General features: G+C 65.7%; 11 protein-coding genes and 1 pseudogene. 4 read left to right on the top strand and 8 right to left on the bottom strand.

Going from position 1 to position 14,020, the window contains the following annotated elements; all coding sequences use genetic code 11:
• Positions 1-25 precede the first annotated feature (25 nt).
• On the top strand, positions 26-1,108 hold the full coding sequence (rutA, locus tag KZO24_RS20260) for a pyrimidine utilization protein A (protein ID WP_271182791.1): 1,083 nt from the start codon (positions 26-28) through the stop codon (positions 1,106-1,108).
• 225 nt (positions 1,109-1,333) lie between these two features.
• Here rutA and KZO24_RS20255 read toward each other — a convergent pair whose 3' ends face one another.
• Positions 1,334-2,545 carry an MFS transporter gene (locus KZO24_RS20255; protein ID WP_271182792.1) on the bottom strand — a complete coding sequence of 404 codons (1,212 nt, stop codon included), beginning with the start codon at positions 2,543-2,545 and terminating at the stop codon, positions 1,334-1,336.
• Positions 2,546-2,644: 99 nt separating this feature from the next.
• On the opposite strand from KZO24_RS20255, the gene KZO24_RS20250 reads away from it, so the two are divergent.
• Positions 2,645-3,832: an amidase gene (locus KZO24_RS20250; RefSeq protein ID WP_486487617.1), complete on the top strand. Its 1,188-nt coding sequence runs from the start codon at positions 2,645-2,647 to the stop codon at positions 3,830-3,832.
• A gap of 547 nt (positions 3,833-4,379) precedes the next feature.
• Here the strand turns inward: KZO24_RS20250 and KZO24_RS20245 are convergent.
• From KZO24_RS20245 to KZO24_RS20225, 5 genes are all read right to left on the bottom strand, one after another.
• A complete protein-coding gene (locus KZO24_RS20245) occupies positions 4,380-5,471 on the bottom strand; it encodes a LacI family DNA-binding transcriptional regulator (RefSeq protein WP_486487616.1) in 1,092 nt (363 codons plus the stop codon).
• A gap of 65 nt (positions 5,472-5,536) precedes the next feature.
• The gene (locus tag KZO24_RS20240; protein ID WP_486487615.1) at positions 5,537-6,154 is read right to left on the bottom strand and encodes a GMC family oxidoreductase; all 618 of its coding nucleotides are present in this window, start codon (positions 6,152-6,154) and stop codon (positions 5,537-5,539) included.
• Complete coding sequence (locus KZO24_RS20235) at positions 6,154-7,149, bottom strand: GMC family oxidoreductase (protein ID WP_486487614.1); 996 nt, start codon at positions 7,147-7,149, stop codon at positions 6,154-6,156. The genes KZO24_RS20240 and KZO24_RS20235 overlap by 1 nt, the downstream gene beginning before the upstream one ends.
• A gap of 11 nt (positions 7,150-7,160) precedes the next feature.
• Positions 7,161-8,462: an MFS transporter gene (locus KZO24_RS20230; protein ID WP_271182796.1), complete on the bottom strand. Its 1,302-nt coding sequence runs from the start codon at positions 8,460-8,462 to the stop codon at positions 7,161-7,163.
• On the bottom strand, positions 8,459-9,409 hold the full coding sequence (locus KZO24_RS20225) for a sugar phosphate isomerase/epimerase family protein (protein WP_271182797.1): 951 nt from the start codon (positions 9,407-9,409) through the stop codon (positions 8,459-8,461). The genes KZO24_RS20230 and KZO24_RS20225 overlap by 4 nt, the downstream gene beginning before the upstream one ends.
• 230 nt (positions 9,410-9,639) lie before the next feature.
• On the opposite strand from KZO24_RS20225, the pseudogene KZO24_RS20220 reads away from it, so the two are divergent.
• Positions 9,640-10,741 (top strand): annotated as a pseudogene (locus KZO24_RS20220) (Gfo/Idh/MocA family protein).
• Positions 10,742-10,765: 24 nt separating this feature from the next.
• Complete coding sequence (locus tag KZO24_RS20215) at positions 10,766-11,818, top strand: sugar phosphate isomerase/epimerase family protein (RefSeq protein WP_271182799.1); 1,053 nt, start codon at positions 10,766-10,768, stop codon at positions 11,816-11,818.
• 249 nt (positions 11,819-12,067) lie between these two features.
• On the opposite strand, the gene treF is transcribed toward KZO24_RS20215, so the two are convergent.
• Positions 12,068-13,378, bottom strand: coding sequence for an alpha,alpha-trehalase TreF (gene treF / locus KZO24_RS20210; RefSeq protein ID WP_486487613.1), 1,311 nt, complete (start codon positions 13,376-13,378; stop codon positions 12,068-12,070).
• Positions 13,363-13,557, bottom strand: coding sequence for a hypothetical protein (locus KZO24_RS20205; protein WP_486487612.1), 195 nt, complete (start codon positions 13,555-13,557; stop codon positions 13,363-13,365). Before KZO24_RS20205 ends, treF begins: the two co-directional genes overlap by 16 nt.
• Positions 13,558-14,020 lie beyond the last annotated feature (463 nt).

The following is a 14,020-nucleotide window of genomic DNA, read 5'->3' as shown; positions in this document are numbered from 1 at the left end:
ACTTCCCTCTCCCAGGAGCACTGCAATGGATATTGGTCTGTTCATTCCCATCGGCAACAACGGTTGGCTGATTTCCGAGAACGCTCCGCAGTACAAACCCAGCTTCGAAATGAACAAGAAGCTGGTCCAGACGGCCGAAGGCTATGGCTTCGACTTCGCGCTGTCGATGATCAAGCTACGTGGCTTCGGCGGCAAGACCGAGTTCTGGGATTACAACCTGGAAAGTTTCACGCTGATGAGCGCGCTTGCGGCCGTCACCAGCAAGATCAAGCTGTTCGCCTCGACGGCTATTCTGACCCTGCCGCCCGCGATGGTCGCGCGCATGGCCGTGACGATCGACAGCGTCGCGCCGGGCCGCTTCGGCGTCAACGTCGTCACCGGCTGGGCCAAGGGTGAATACGAGCAGATGGGCATGTGGCCGGGCGACGCCTACTTCGGCCACCGCTACGACTACGCCAGCGAATACGTGCAGGTGATGAAGGACCTGTGGGCCGACGGCAAGTCGGACTTCAAGGGTGAGCACTTCCAGATGGAAGACTGCCACATGCAGCCCAGGCCCAGCACCGGCAAGATCGAGATCGTCGGCGCGGGCCAGTCGGCGCGCGGGATGGAGTTCGTCTCCAACTACGGCGACTACAACTTCGTCACGGCGGGCGGCCTCAACAAGCCGACCAAGCATGCGCCGACCGTCGAGGCGCTGGTCGAAGCGGCCGCGAAGACCGGCCGTGACGTGGGCGCCTACATCCTGTGCATGGTGATCGCCGACGAGACCGACGAGAAGGCCATGGCCAAGTGGCAGTCCTACCGCGAAGGCGCCGACGTCGATGCGCTGGCGTGGATGAGCGATCAGGGCGCTGCCGACAAGACCGCAGGCGAGGGCTCGACCGCGCGTCACATCAACCTGCCCGAAGGCGCGGTGAACCTCGGTATCGGCACCTTCGTCGGTTCTTACGAGACCGTCGCCAAGCTGCTCGACGAAGCCGCTTCGGTGCCCGGCACCAAGGGCATCATGCTGACCTTCGACGACTTCGAGCAGGGCCTCGTGAACTTCGGCGAGAAGGTGCAGCCGCTGATGGCCTGCCGCCAGGATCGCCTCGTCGCGGCCTGATCTACGCTACCCTGACGGCCCGGTCTCTCTCTCCATCGGGTCGTCCAATACCCTCGGCCGGTCACGCACCCCGCGTGACCGGCTTTTTCGCGGTGAGGTTCTGCTGCGACCCTTCGACAAGCTCAGGGTGAGCGGATGTAGCGTAAGGGTTGGGCAGGCGGGGGCGTAAACCTCTCAAGCCCGCTCAGGCTGAGCTTGTCGAAGCCCCCGCAGCAAGGCGCTTCATCAGGCGCGGGAAGCCATCGCCGCCCGCCCCGCCAGCAGCGCGCCAAGACCCGCAACCCAGCTCACCAGCAGGAAGCTCGTCCCGTAATCGCCGGTAAAGCCGTAGATCGTCGCCATCGCCGCCGGGCCGATCATCACGCCGATGAAAGTATAGACCAGCGACCCGCCGATCACCCGGCCTGCGTCCTCGGGCGCGCAGTGATGCGTGCATTCGGCCATGACGACGCCGTTCCAACCGCTCATGCAGAAGCCGAACAGGCACAGCACGCCGATCGCGACCACCGCAGGCAATGCGTCGATCCGCCACAGCGCGATCATGCAGGCCATCGAGACCACGCCGATCACCGCCAGCACCGTGAACCCGCCGAAGCGGTCGCCCAGCCCGCCCCACGACACGCGGCCCAGCGCTCCGCAGGCCTGCACGCCCCCGGCGACAAGGCCCGCCGCGACCATCGACCAGTGATGCTCGACCAGCATGATCACCGCGAAGGCCGACAGCGAGAGCTGGATCGAGGAATAGAGCATCCCCAGCATCGCCAGCACCCGCAGCGGTGCCTTGCCCCAGACGAGGCGCTGCTCATAGACGAAGCCGCGCCAGACCGAGATCGTGACAGGCGCCGCTGGTCGCTCCGGCCCGCCCTTGAGCGCCAGAACCCCGATCATCGCGAAGCAGGGCACCGCGCCGAGCACGAAAGTCGTACGCCAGCCCAGCCATCCTGCGAGCGCCGGGATCAGCAGCGCCGCCACCACGCCGCCGATCGGCACGCCAGCCTGCTTGATCGAGAAGATCAGCGAGCGCCGGTGCGGCGGCGTCACCGCGCCCAGTATCTGCGCCGAGGCCGGGTTCTGCAGCCCATAGCCCACGCCGATCACCATCGAGGCCAGCAGGGCCAGCCACGGGCTCGCGCTCGTCAGCAAGAGCAGCGCGGTGCCGAAGCAGGCGAGGGCAAGCTGCTCCACCTGCACCGGCCCGCGATGCTGGATGAGTGTTCCCGCCATGGCAGAGGCGAACGTGCCCGCCGCGTAGATCACGCTGATCTGGTAGCCCACGTAATGCGGTGCCAGCCCGAACTCGTCCGCGACGAGCGGGGCGATGCCGGTCAGCGCCAGCGCCGTCATCGTCGACAGGATCTGGATCGTCGTCGTCGTCGCCAGCACCGAGGCGATCGAGGGCGCCTTTGCGGGCGGGCTATGCGTGGCTGCGGAGGTCATTGCTGCATTGCATAATGTAATGCTTTACACGATCCAAGAGGGAAGTCACAATCGTGAGATATGGCGCTATGGCGCCGCCTGCTCGGGAGCCGAATTTCCATGGTCCAGACCCCCTACGCCCCTGCCGTGGCCAATGTCCATGCTGCATTGCAGCGTATCGGCGCGCGCGATGCGCAGGCCCGGGCGTGGCTGCACGTGGACGATACCGGGGCGCTGGCTGCGGCGAGGGCACTGGATGCGGGCGAACCGGGGCCGCTCCACGGGATTTGCGTGGGCGTGAAGGACGTGATCGCGGTGGCGGGGATGCCGCTCACGCACAATTCGCCGTTGTTCTCCGGCTTCGTGCCTGCCGAGGACGCCCCCTGCGTCGCCACCTTGCGGGCGGCAGGCGCGGTGATCCTGGGCAAGACCGACACCACCGAGTTCGCGGCCGCCGGGCGCAATGCCGCCAGCGCCAATCCGCATGATTGTGCGCGCACGCCGGGCGGTTCCTCGGCCGGGTCGGCGGCGGCGGTGGCGGACGGGCATGTGCCGCTGGCGCTGGCGACGCAGACCGGCGGCTCGACGATCCGCCCCGCCAGCTTCTGCGGCATCCATGGCTTCAAGCCGAGTTGGGGTCTCGTCAGCCGGGAAGGCGTGAAGACCTATGCCAATAGCCTCGATACCGTGGGCTGGTACGCGCAGGACCTCGACCTGATCGACCGGGTCTGCGAAATCTACGGCTTCGCGCCCAGTACGCACGTCGAAGGCCGGACCTTGCGCATCGGCGTGTTCCGCACCCCCTGGTGGGATGAAATGACGCCCGATGGCCAAGCCGCTTTCGACGGTATCGCCGCCGCCATGACGGGGGCCGGGATCGACGTCGTCGAGATCGCCACGCTGCCCGAGTTCAAGCACCTCAACGACGATCACCGCGCGATCCTGTTCCGCGAGGGCGCGGCCGCTTTCCTGAGCCTTGCACGCGCACGGCCCGACCTGCTGCATCCCGATTTCCATCTTCGGGTCGATGCCCTGGCGACATATCCCGACGCCCGGCTGCGCGAGGCGCATGACCGTGCGGCGGCGGCACGGGTGGGGTTCGAGCGGGCGATCGCCGGACTCGACGCCGTGCTGGCGCCGAGCGCGCCGGGCATCGCTCCGCTCGGCCGTTCGCCGGGGAACCCCGGTTCAACCAGCCCTGGACTTTGCTGCATGCGCCTGTCGTCAACCTTCCACTGGCGACAGGCGAGGGCGGAATGCCCATCGGCGTCTCGCTGGTGGCACCGCGCTATGACGATCGGCGCTTGATCGCGGTTGCGCGGGAGGTTGAGTCACGATTGACAAATATATCCAAATAGGTTATAAGCCCCAGCATCCGATCCGGCGATGATCACGCCGGAGAGGTGTATCGGGTCGGCGTCGTGGGCCGGGATGCGGTTTCAAGCCGTAGCTACGCAACCCACGCGTCCGTTCGAAGACCCGGACTGTCCCTGAGTTCCCGGAAAGCGTCATCCGCCCGCTCCTGCGACTTGACGCAGGACACCGGATGTCCCCGCCGGACAACCATCGGCCGATAACGCTGCGAGCCCTAACGACGGCCACATGGGACTTTCCGATGAAATACAGGTCGAGCCGGGCTGCACCGTGAGTTACCCGGCCGCTCGCCAGAGCTTCACGGAACACAAAACCCCGCGTCCCTGCTTGGACGCTCCCGACGCCGACCCGATGTTCATCTCGGTTGCGTTGATTTCCCCGGCGTAATGACCCGCACTCGCCAGCGGGCGTTTCTGCACATCCTCGTCATTGCGAGCGCAGTGAAGCAATCCAGGGCGGTCTTGCGCGGCCCTGGATTGCTTCACTGCGCTCGCAATGACGAATGGTGGGTGCAAATTCCTCCCTGACTTTGACTCGTGGAGGATTCAGGCCTTCTTGCGTTTTTCCTTGGCGCCGCCGTCGACTGGCGCACGATCAGGCGGTGCGGCAGCACCACCTCGCGCGCGGGGCCTCCCTGGTCCTGCTGCAGGAGCAGATCCAGCATCAGCCGCATCGCCGCCTCGCCGATCTCCACCGTGGGGATGTGCACCGTGGTCAGCGGCGGGATGGCGAAGGCGCCGAAACGCAAGTCGTCGAAACCCGCCACCGACATCTCGTCCGGCACGGAAATGCCGCGCTGATGCAGCGCGCTCATCGCGCCCATGGCCATCTCGTCGTTGGCGCAGGCGACGGCGGTGAACTCCGCGCCGCTGTCGAGCAGGCGCACCATCGCATCGTAGCCCGACTGGAGCGAGAAATCGCCGCGCGCCACCAGCGCTTCGTCGAACTCGATCCGCGCGCGCAAAAGGCCCAGCTTGTAGCCGGAAAGACGGTCCATCGACATGAACTGGTCGAGCGGCCCGGTGATCGCGGCAATGCGCTGGTGCCCCAGTTCCGCCAGATGGCCGACGATGAGGGCGCTGGCCTCATGGTTGTCGGTGCGCACGCGCGGCAGGTTGAGGTCGGGCGGATACTCGCAAGCCGCGACCATCGGCGGCAGCTTGCTCTTGGCCGGGGGATTGAGGACGATGTCGGGGAGGTTCTTTTCCAGCAGGATGAGCCCGTCGGCCTGCTTGCCCGCGATCATCGAGGTGAACTTGTTGAGCGCATCGACGTCACCCTCGGTGATGCCGAGCAGCACGCGCATCTTGTTGGCGCGCGCGACGTTCTCGATCCCCTCGACGAAGGCTGAGGTGAACGGGTTGTAGATGCTGGGCACCGCGACGATCACGTTGTCGCTGCGCTGGCGGCGCAGGCCTGCGGCCAGGTGGTTAGGCTCGTAGTTAAGGTCGGCGATGGCCGCCTCTATCCGTTCGATCGTTGCCGGGCGTACCAGCGAGGGCGTGCTGAGCGCGCGCGACACTGTCGCTACCGATACTCCCGCGACGCGGGCGATGTCCTTGATGTTCGCCATTGGATGTAAACGTTACATAGCCGCGAGGGGCGGAGCAAGCGAAGTTGCGCGATGCGCAACTTTCGTCACGCCGCCGCAATCACCTCCGCCGCGCGCCACGCAAAGGCCATCGCCGGGCCGTTGGTGTTGCCCGAGATGCCGGTCGGCATCGCCGAGCAGTCGGCCACGTAAAGGCCGGAGACGCCATGGACCCGAAGGCCCGCATCGACGACACCCTCTTCGGCCGAGCCCATGCGGCAGGTGCCGGTGCCGTGGAGGCCGGTCGAAACCATCCAGTTCGCAGCCTGCTGGATCTCCTCGTCGGTCTGGACGGAGGGGCCGGGCACGGTTTCGGCGCCGATGTAGGGGGCGAGGGCGGGCTGGGCCATGATCTCGCGCACCTTGCGGATCGCGCGCAGGATCGTGGCGCGGTCCTCGGGCGCGGCGAACCAGTTGGGGACCAGACGTGGCGGCGCGGCCGGGTCGGTGCTCGCGAGTTCGACGTAGCCGTGGCTATTGGGGCGCAGGCAGAAGGCGGTGGCGGTGATCCCGGGGACCGCCTCGGTCTGGCCGCGCCCGGCCTCGGGCTTGTCGTCCTCGGAGGCGGCCATCGAGTAGGGCGAGATGCCGAGTTGCAGGTCGGGCCAGTCCTTGTCCGCCTCCAGCGAGGCCATGACCGAGACTTCCGGCAGCAGCGAGGCCATCAGACCCTTGCCGGTAAGGATGTAGCGCAGGCCATGCCAGTAGGCGCGCCAGCCCGGAACTCGTGATTGAGGCCACGCGCCTTGTTCAGCCGCCATGACAGGGCGACCATCATGTGCTCGTTCATGTTGCGGCCGACGTGCGGGTTTTCGTGCACCACCTCGATGCCGTGGCGGGCGAGAACGTCGGCGGGGCCGATGCCGGAAAGCTGGAGCAACTTGGGGGTCTGCAGCACGCCCGCCGTCAGGATCGTGCGGCCTGCGGTGAAGGCAACATCCTGACCCTCGATTTCGGCGAGGACGCCGGTGGCCTGCTTGCCCGCGAACGTAACGCGGCGGACCAGCGCGCCGGTCAGGATGGTGAGGTTGGGGCGCTTGGCCGCCGTCTTGAGGAAGGCGGTATAGGCGGTAACACGGTTGCCGCGCGGGTCCACGGTCTGCTGCGTGCGGCCCGCGACTTCGGTGCCGGGCGTATTGACGTCGTCTAGGACGGGAATGCCTGCCGCGCGCGCCGCCTGCAGGATCGCGCCGGTCAGGACCGGGTCGCCCTCCGGCACTTCGGTAACTTCGAGCGGACCACGCTTGCCGCGGCGGCCGTAGCTTTTGCCGTGGTAGTCTTCGAGTTCCTCGTAGCAGCGCTCGATCTCGGCCCAGTTCCAGCCGGGATTGCCCTGCGCTTCCCATGCGTCGTAGTCGCGGGGCTGGCCGCGAAAGTACCACGTGCCGTTGACCGCGCTCGAACCGCCGAGGCCCTTGCCGTAGAACCAGGTTTCGCCGGCGGGGCGTGTCCCCTGCTGCTCGGCGGGGAAGGGCCAGTACCACTTGGGCTTGGTCCAGATCTTGATCATGCCGCGCGGCATGCGGACCATCAGTTCCTCGTTACGGCCACCCGCTTCGAGGAGGAGCACCTGGCTTTTGCCATCGGCGCTCAGGCGCTCGGCGAGGACGCAACCGGCGCTGCCCGCGCCGACGATGATGTAATCGAACTCAGTGCGCATGCTCGGGGCTCTCAAGCGTTCTTGTAGGCAGGAAGGAAGCGGAACAGGATGAGCGAGAGGCCCATCGCCACATAGCTGGCGGCAGGCAGCCAGACGTGCCCGGCCATGACGGCGGTGACCACCTCGGGCGTGACGGGCGCCTTGGCGTCGTAGGCGGCAAGGCTGAGGAACCACGCGCCTGCCGCACCGCCAACGCTCATGCCCAGCTTCACGCCGAAACTGGAAGCGGCGAACAGGAAGCCCTGCGCGCGGTAGCCCGACTTCCACGCGCCGTAGTCCACCGCGTCGGCCATGAGCGAGAACAGCAGTCCGCCGATCAGGCCCTGTCCGATGTAGGCCACGCAGTTGGTCGCGATCAGCCAGGTGTGGTCGTTCGACAGCGGCATGATCGCGGTGAAGACGGTGGCGACCGAGGCTCCGATCGCGCCGGTCATGCGTTTGCCGATGGCGTTGGCGCATACGCCCGCAAGGCCGGTGCCGACCAGAACGGCCAGCATCGTCAGCATAAGGGTGGAGGTGAACTCCGCCTCGCCCAGCACGCTCTGCGCGAAGTAGACGAAGGACTGGATATGGCCGGTAAAGCCGATCCAGAAGAAGAAGTTCACCAGCATCGTCGCGATCCAGGGCCAGTTGCCCTTCGTCGCCTGCAGCGACTGCGCGGTGGTGAGTTTGGCGACGGAATGGTCCACCTCGACCCGCTCGCGCGTGTTGGCGAAGGCATTGAGCATGCAGACCAGCGTGATCGCGCCGGTGATCGCGGCGAGGACTAGAAATCCGTGCGCCTCGTCCCCATTACTGAAAGTCTTGACCAGCGGCAGCGCGGCGTAGCCGATGCCGACCGTGGCCGAGGAACCGATGAACTCGCGCAGGGCGTTGACGGTGTTGCGCTGCTTGGGATCGCGGGTCAGCGTCGGCAGCATGGAATTCAGCGGCAGGCTGACGGCGGAATAGAGAATGCCCATCAGCGTATAGGTGGCGAAGATGAAGGCGATCTTCTGCCAGCCCTCCAGCGGCGGTGCCCAGAACACGATGGCGCCGCAGACCGCGAAGGGCACGGCGAGCCAGAGGAGGAACGGTCGATGCTTGCCCCAGCGGGTTTCGGTGCGATCGATCAGCAGGCCCATCATCGGATCGAACACGGCATCCACGCAGCGCGCGATCAGGAACAGCGAGGCGACGGTGCCCGCGCTGACGCCGTAGACGTCGGTGTAGAAGTAGAGCAGGTAGGCATTGGTCATGCCGAACGGCAGGTTGATGCCGAAATTGCCCAGCGCGTAGCTGAGCTTCTCGCGCCAGGTCAGCGCGGCGTTCACGCAGCGGTCTCGTTGGAAAGGCGGTCCAGCACTTCGCCGGCGAAAGCCAGCGACTTGCGGGTTTCAGTCAGAGGATCCGGCACGGCGTCGATCTCCAGGATGGCCCACTTCTGGTCGGCCTTGGATAGCATGAGCTTGGCCCAGCCGTCGAAATCCACGGTGCCTTCGCCGATCGCGCAGAAATATTCGCGGTGGGCGTGATGGATGCCGTGATCGATCGGGATGTTGATCGGCATCGCGCTCTTGGCGTCCTTCCAGTGCGCGGTGACGACACGCTCGATATGACGCGCGACGACGGATACCGGATCGCCGCCCGAAAGCAGGATGTGTGCGCTGTCAGGGCAGAAGCCGACGTAGACCGGATCGGTCAGCATCAGCAGCAGGTCGATATCGCGCGGCTGACAGAAGGTGGAGTGGGCCTCGGTATGGAGCGCGAGGCGCACCCCGTGCCGCAGCGTCAGCGCGCCGAGACGGTTGCAGAAGTCCGCCGCCTTGCGGGCGAATTCCATGTCGACGAAGACAGGCGGCTCGGCGTCCCAGCTGGTGCGCATGGGCAGGCCCATGACCATGATGTCCGAGCCCCAGGCGGCAAGCGCCTTCGCCGATTCTGCGGCGCTGTCCAGCCAGCGGGCCTCGGTTTGTGCATCGCCCACGCCGCCCTCGATGGCGACGTCGGCGAAGAAGCCGCTGGCGATGGTGAGGCCGCGACGGTCCAGTTCATCCTTGGCTGCTTCGATCGAGCCATAGGCCGCAATCAGGCTGGAAGGACCGAAGGGATCGAAGGTCAGTTCGATGCCGGTGACGCCGCTTTCCTGCAGCGTATCGAGCATGCGGTCCCAGAACGCGCGCGGTTGTTCACGGCCGAAGGTGATGACCTCCTGCTCATTCGCCATCCCCCAGAAACCGGGATGGAAGAACGTGATGAGATCGACGCCGAACGACAGCATTTAGATAGATACCTCAGCCTGCGACGGCGCACCGGCCATTGCCGCGCACCCTCAATGTAAACCTTTTCTTTCATTAAAAAGGCCCAATTCTCGCATGTTGTCAAGCGATGGGTGAGCCGGGCTTGCGTGAATGGCGGATTTCCGCGTAAACGATCTGTGGTATCGTTTTCATTAAGCGGGCAAACCGAGCCTGCATACGGGAAAGGAACGTTGTGTCTGATCGCATTCGCATGGGCCTGATCGGCGGTGGTCCGGGCTCCTTCATCGGCCCGGTCCACCGAATCGCGGCGGAACTCGACGGAGAGATCGCGCTGGTGGCCGGAGCCTTCAGCCGCGATGCGCAGCGTAGCGCGGAAGCCGGATGCGGCTACGGCATTGCGCCCGAACGCGCCTATCCCTCGGTCGAGGCGATGCTGGAGGCGGAGGCGCAGCGGGAGGATGGAATCCAGTTCGTCACCATCGCCTCGCCGAACTTCCATCACCTGCCCGCTGCCCGCGCGGCGATTGCCGCAGGGGTCGCGGTGATGAGCGACAAACCGATGACCGCGACGCTGGCCGAAGCGCGTGAACTGGCGACGCTGCTTGCTGCAACCCCGGTGCCTTACGGGCTGACTTATACCTATTCGGGTTATCCGCTGGTGCGTGAGATGCGCGAGCGTATCGCTGCCGGTGCAATCGGGGCGGTGCGCAAGGTCGTGGTCGAATACAACCAGGGCTGGCTCGCTGGAGAAGGCGAGGGCAAGCAGGCGGAATGGCGCCTCGACCCGGCGCGTTCAGGTGAGGGCGGATGCATCGCCGACATCGGCGTCCACGCCTTCCACCTTGCCGAGTTCGTCACCGGCCTGCGGGTGAACCGCATCAATGCGGACCTTGGCAGCGTAGTGCCGGGCCGTCTGCTCGACGACGATTGCCAGATGTTCCTGCGCTTCGAGAGCGGGGCACGGGGCTTGCTCATGGCCTCGCAGATCATGACGGGTGAAGGCAACGACCTCGCCATCCGCATCTACGGCGAGACGGGCGCCTGTCGCTGGAGCCAGGAGAACCCGAACCGCCTCGAATGGCTGCGCGGTGACGGAGGCATGGAAATCGTGCGTGCAGGCGACCCGTCGCTGTCCGAAGTGGCCCGGCGCGGGACGCGCCTGCCCGGTGGTCACCCGGAAGGGCTCCTCGAGATCGCTCGCCAATCTCTATCGGGACTTTGCAATGCAGTTGCGCGGGCAGGCGGGGTCACTCGTTCCGGGCGTCGAGGATGGTTTGCGCGGAATGGCACTCGTTGCCGCTGCCGTCGCCGCTAGCCGGGACGAGCGGGGCTGGGTCGATTTCACGGTCTGATACGAGAAAAGAGGTTCGCAGGACATGAAGACCATCAAGGGGCCGGGCATCTTCCTTGCCCAGTTCGCCGGTAACGACGAGCCGTTCAATTCGCTCGATTCGATTGCTGCCTGGGCCGCCTCGCTCGGTTACAAGGGCGTGCAGGTGCCGAGCAACGACGCGCGGCTGTTCGACCTCGAGAAGGCGGCGGAGAGCCAGGACTACTGCGACGAGGTGCTGGGCATTCTCGGCCAGCATGGTCTGGCCCTGACCGAACTGTCCACGCACATCCAGGGCCAGCTCGTTGCGGTTCACCCGGCCTACGATGCGGCGTTCGACGCTTTCGCTCCCGAGGCGGTGCGCGGCAATCCGGGCGCGCGGCAGGAATGGGCGGTGAACCAGATGCATCTGGCGGCAAAGGCCAGCGAGCGCCTTGGCCTGACGACACAGGCGAGTTTCTCGGGCGCGCTGGCATGGCCATACTTCTACGCATGGCCGCAGCGACCGGCTGCGCTGGTCGATGAGGCTTTCGCCGAACTCGCGCGCCGGTGGCAGCCGATCCTTGATCGCTTCGACGAATGCGGCGTGGACATCGGCTTCGAACTGCACCCCGGCGAGGACCTGCACGATGGCGTAACCTTCGAGCGCTTCCTCGAGGCGACCGGCAATCACCCGCGTGCCAACATCCTCTACGACCCCAGCCACATGGTCCTGCAGCAGATGGACTACCTGGGTTTCCTCGACGTCTATCACGAGCGTGTGAAGTGCTTCCACGTCAAGGATGCCGAGTTCCGTCCTTCACCCAAGGCGGGCGTCTATGGCGGCTATCAGGGCTGGGTCGAGCGTCCGGGCCGGTTCCGCTCGCTCGGCGATGGGCAGGTCGATTTCGGCGCCATCTTCGCGAAGATGGCGCAGTACGACTTCGCCGGCTGGGCGGTGCTCGAATGGGAATGCGCGCTCAAGCATCCGCAGGTCGGGGCCGCGGAAGGCGCGCCCTTCATCGAAAAGCATATCATCCGCGTTACCGAACATGCCTTCGACGACTTTGCTGGCGGCGATGGCGCGCTGCCGGATTTCCGCCGGATGGGAATGGCCTGACACATATGGCTGCCTGAGATCGGAAACCCCGGGAGTGCGGAAGCTCCCGGGGTTTCTCTTTTACCGTCTGCGGTTGCGACCCGAGAAGGCTTTGCGCTTGTCCGGCACAGGCGGCGGAGGGAGGAGATCACCGCCTGGCTACAAAAAGGCCCCTCAGGACCACGCATGAATCGCCTTGTAGATGTAAACGATAACATTTGCAAGCTGTACGAAAGAACAGCGAGTCCCGAAACGGCGCAATTGCCACTGTTATCGTTCACCGGCGGAGTTTGGGGCGCATGTCCTCAAAGTCGTGCCGGGTACAAGTGACGGATAGCGTTCGAGAATCGCCGCCGTGACACCATTTGTCCAGCCGAACCCGTCCTGCAACGGGTACTCGCCGCCGCCGCCCGCGCGGCGCTCTTCTACATCGTATTTCTCCAGCATCTTTCCGGTTTCGAGGTACGTGCAGTTCACCGTGCCAAGCCAGCGCGCGGCGACGTCCTTTGCGAGCGCCTCCTGCCCGTTGCGATTGAGTCCTTCCAGCGCGACCCATTGCAGCGGTGCCCAGCCGTTGGGAGCATCCCACTGTTGGCCGGTGTGTCGGATCGTCGTTCGGATGCCGCCTTCGCCCAAGAGCGTGCGCCGCGTGGTTGCGGCGATGGCCGTGGTCTGCGCGGGGGACGCCATGCCGACGAAGAGCGGAAACAGCGTGGCGGACGACTGGACGCTGCCTGGCGTGCTCTCGTCGAGAAGCCAGTCGGCGAACCGCCGCTGGCGGCTCTGCCACATGTATCTGTCGATGGCGCCTTTGCGCGCTGCGGCCCGCTGGAAGAATTCGCGCGTGCAGGGCTGATCGCCTGCCTGTTTGCAGCCTTTCTCGATACGCTTCTCCATCGCCCACATCAGAGCGTTGAGATCGACCGGCACCACCCGCGTGGTGCGAATGGTCGCCAGGTCCTGCGGGTCGGAGAGCCAGCGCGAACTGAAGTCCCACCCGCTTTCCGCGCCCGCCCGCAGGTCACGGTAGACTTCGGCGGCAGGCCGTGCGGAGACCTTGGCAGCGGTGGCGCGGTCCTCTGCGAAGGATTCGTCGCGCGGCGTATCGCGGTCATCCCAGTAGCGGTTGAGCACGCTGCCGTCGGGCATGCGCACCACCCGCTCGCACGCTTTCGCCGCACGGGCACAGCTTTCGCCGGCCATCCAGTAGGCATGCTCCTTGCGCAAGGCCGCGAGACGCCGGGCGCGGACGGTGCCGTCGGTCTGTTTCGAGAGGTCCAGCATGAGAGCGAAGAACGGCGGCTGCGAACGGCTGAGGTAGTAAGTGCGGGTGCCGTTAGGGATGTGACCGAAGCGCTCGATCAGGCTGGCGAAGTCGTCGATCATCCCCTCGACCAGATCGTCGCGGCCATCGGCGACGAGGCCCAGCATCGTGAAGTAGGAATCCCAGTAGTAGATCTCGCGGAACCGCCCGCCCGGCACGACGTAAGGCGACGGAAGCGCGATCGCCGAACTTGCGGGCGGCGGCGTGACCGCGTCGCGCGAAAGCTGCGGCCACAATGCCCTTATGTGTTCGCGCAAGGGGGCAGCGGCTTGTCGTTGACACCGGGGACCGTGAAGTTGTCGAGCACGAAATAGCGCAAGTCGGTCGGAGAGGTCGGCGGCTTCCCCGCGTACTCCGCCATGATCGCGTCGGGTGCTCGCCTGGGCACGGCGTCGGCGAACGTCTTGCCGTCCTCGAAGACGTGGCCTTCCTGCACCGCGGCGAAAAGGTCCCCGAACTGGTCGGCGGGGAGGGCTGGGTGTTGGCGGTCAGGGCGAAGGCCAGGAATGATATGCCGAAGCCCGCGCAAAGGCGGCGTACCCTGCTGCTCACGAAGCGTATTCCGGCAATTGACTTCCCCTCTGGCCGTGCTCTTGGCAGAGGCAACGGGTCAGACTGCACAGGGTTTCATGAGAATTGAGGCAATCCGCATCGCGGCCATCATCACGCGGGCGCCTTGCGGGCCGGTTCTTTGCGCATGATGCCCCGCCGTTTGATCGCGAGCGCACGCGGCCAGTTGTCGCTTGCGTCGGCGTGTGATTCGCCGAAGTTTCGACGGGCGGCCCACTCGCCCCACAATTCACGGTGGAGCAGGGTCAGACAAAAGGTTCAGGGAAAAGCGCAAGCGACGAGTGCAGGGGTGAACCGGAACACCGGTCGATGGCCCTTCGGGAATGGGG

The organism is Novosphingobium sp. NFX11 (assembly GCF_057376415.1).
The sequence above is the reverse complement of the archived record's forward strand: the minus strand, read 5'-3'. Positions and strand labels throughout refer to the sequence as shown.

Bases quoted from the DNA above. Each gene is read 5' to 3' on its own strand.
- KZO24_RS20240 (WP_486487615.1), bottom strand. From the start codon at position 6,154: ATGGCCTCGCTGCTGCCGGAAGTCTCGGTCATGGCCTCGCTGGAGGCG.
- KZO24_RS20245 (WP_486487616.1), bottom strand. From the start codon at position 5,471: ATGGCGAACATCAAGGACATCGCCCGCGTCGCGGGAGTATCGGTAGCG.
- KZO24_RS20215 (WP_271182799.1), top strand. From the start codon at position 10,766: ATGAAGACCATCAAGGGGCCGGGCATCTTCCTTGCCCAGTTCGCCGGT.
- KZO24_RS20255 (WP_271182792.1), bottom strand. From the start codon at position 2,545: ATGACCTCCGCAGCCACGCATAGCCCGCCCGCAAAGGCGCCCTCGATC.
- KZO24_RS20235 (WP_486487614.1), bottom strand. From the start codon at position 7,149: ATGCGCACTGAGTTCGATTACATCATCGTCGGCGCGGGCAGCGCCGGT.
- rutA (WP_271182791.1), top strand. From the start codon at position 26: ATGGATATTGGTCTGTTCATTCCCATCGGCAACAACGGTTGGCTGATT.
- KZO24_RS20225 (WP_271182797.1), bottom strand. From the start codon at position 9,409: ATGCTGTCGTTCGGCGTCGATCTCATCACGTTCTTCCATCCCGGTTTC.
- KZO24_RS20250 (WP_486487617.1), top strand. From the start codon at position 2,645: ATGGTCCAGACCCCCTACGCCCCTGCCGTGGCCAATGTCCATGCTGCA.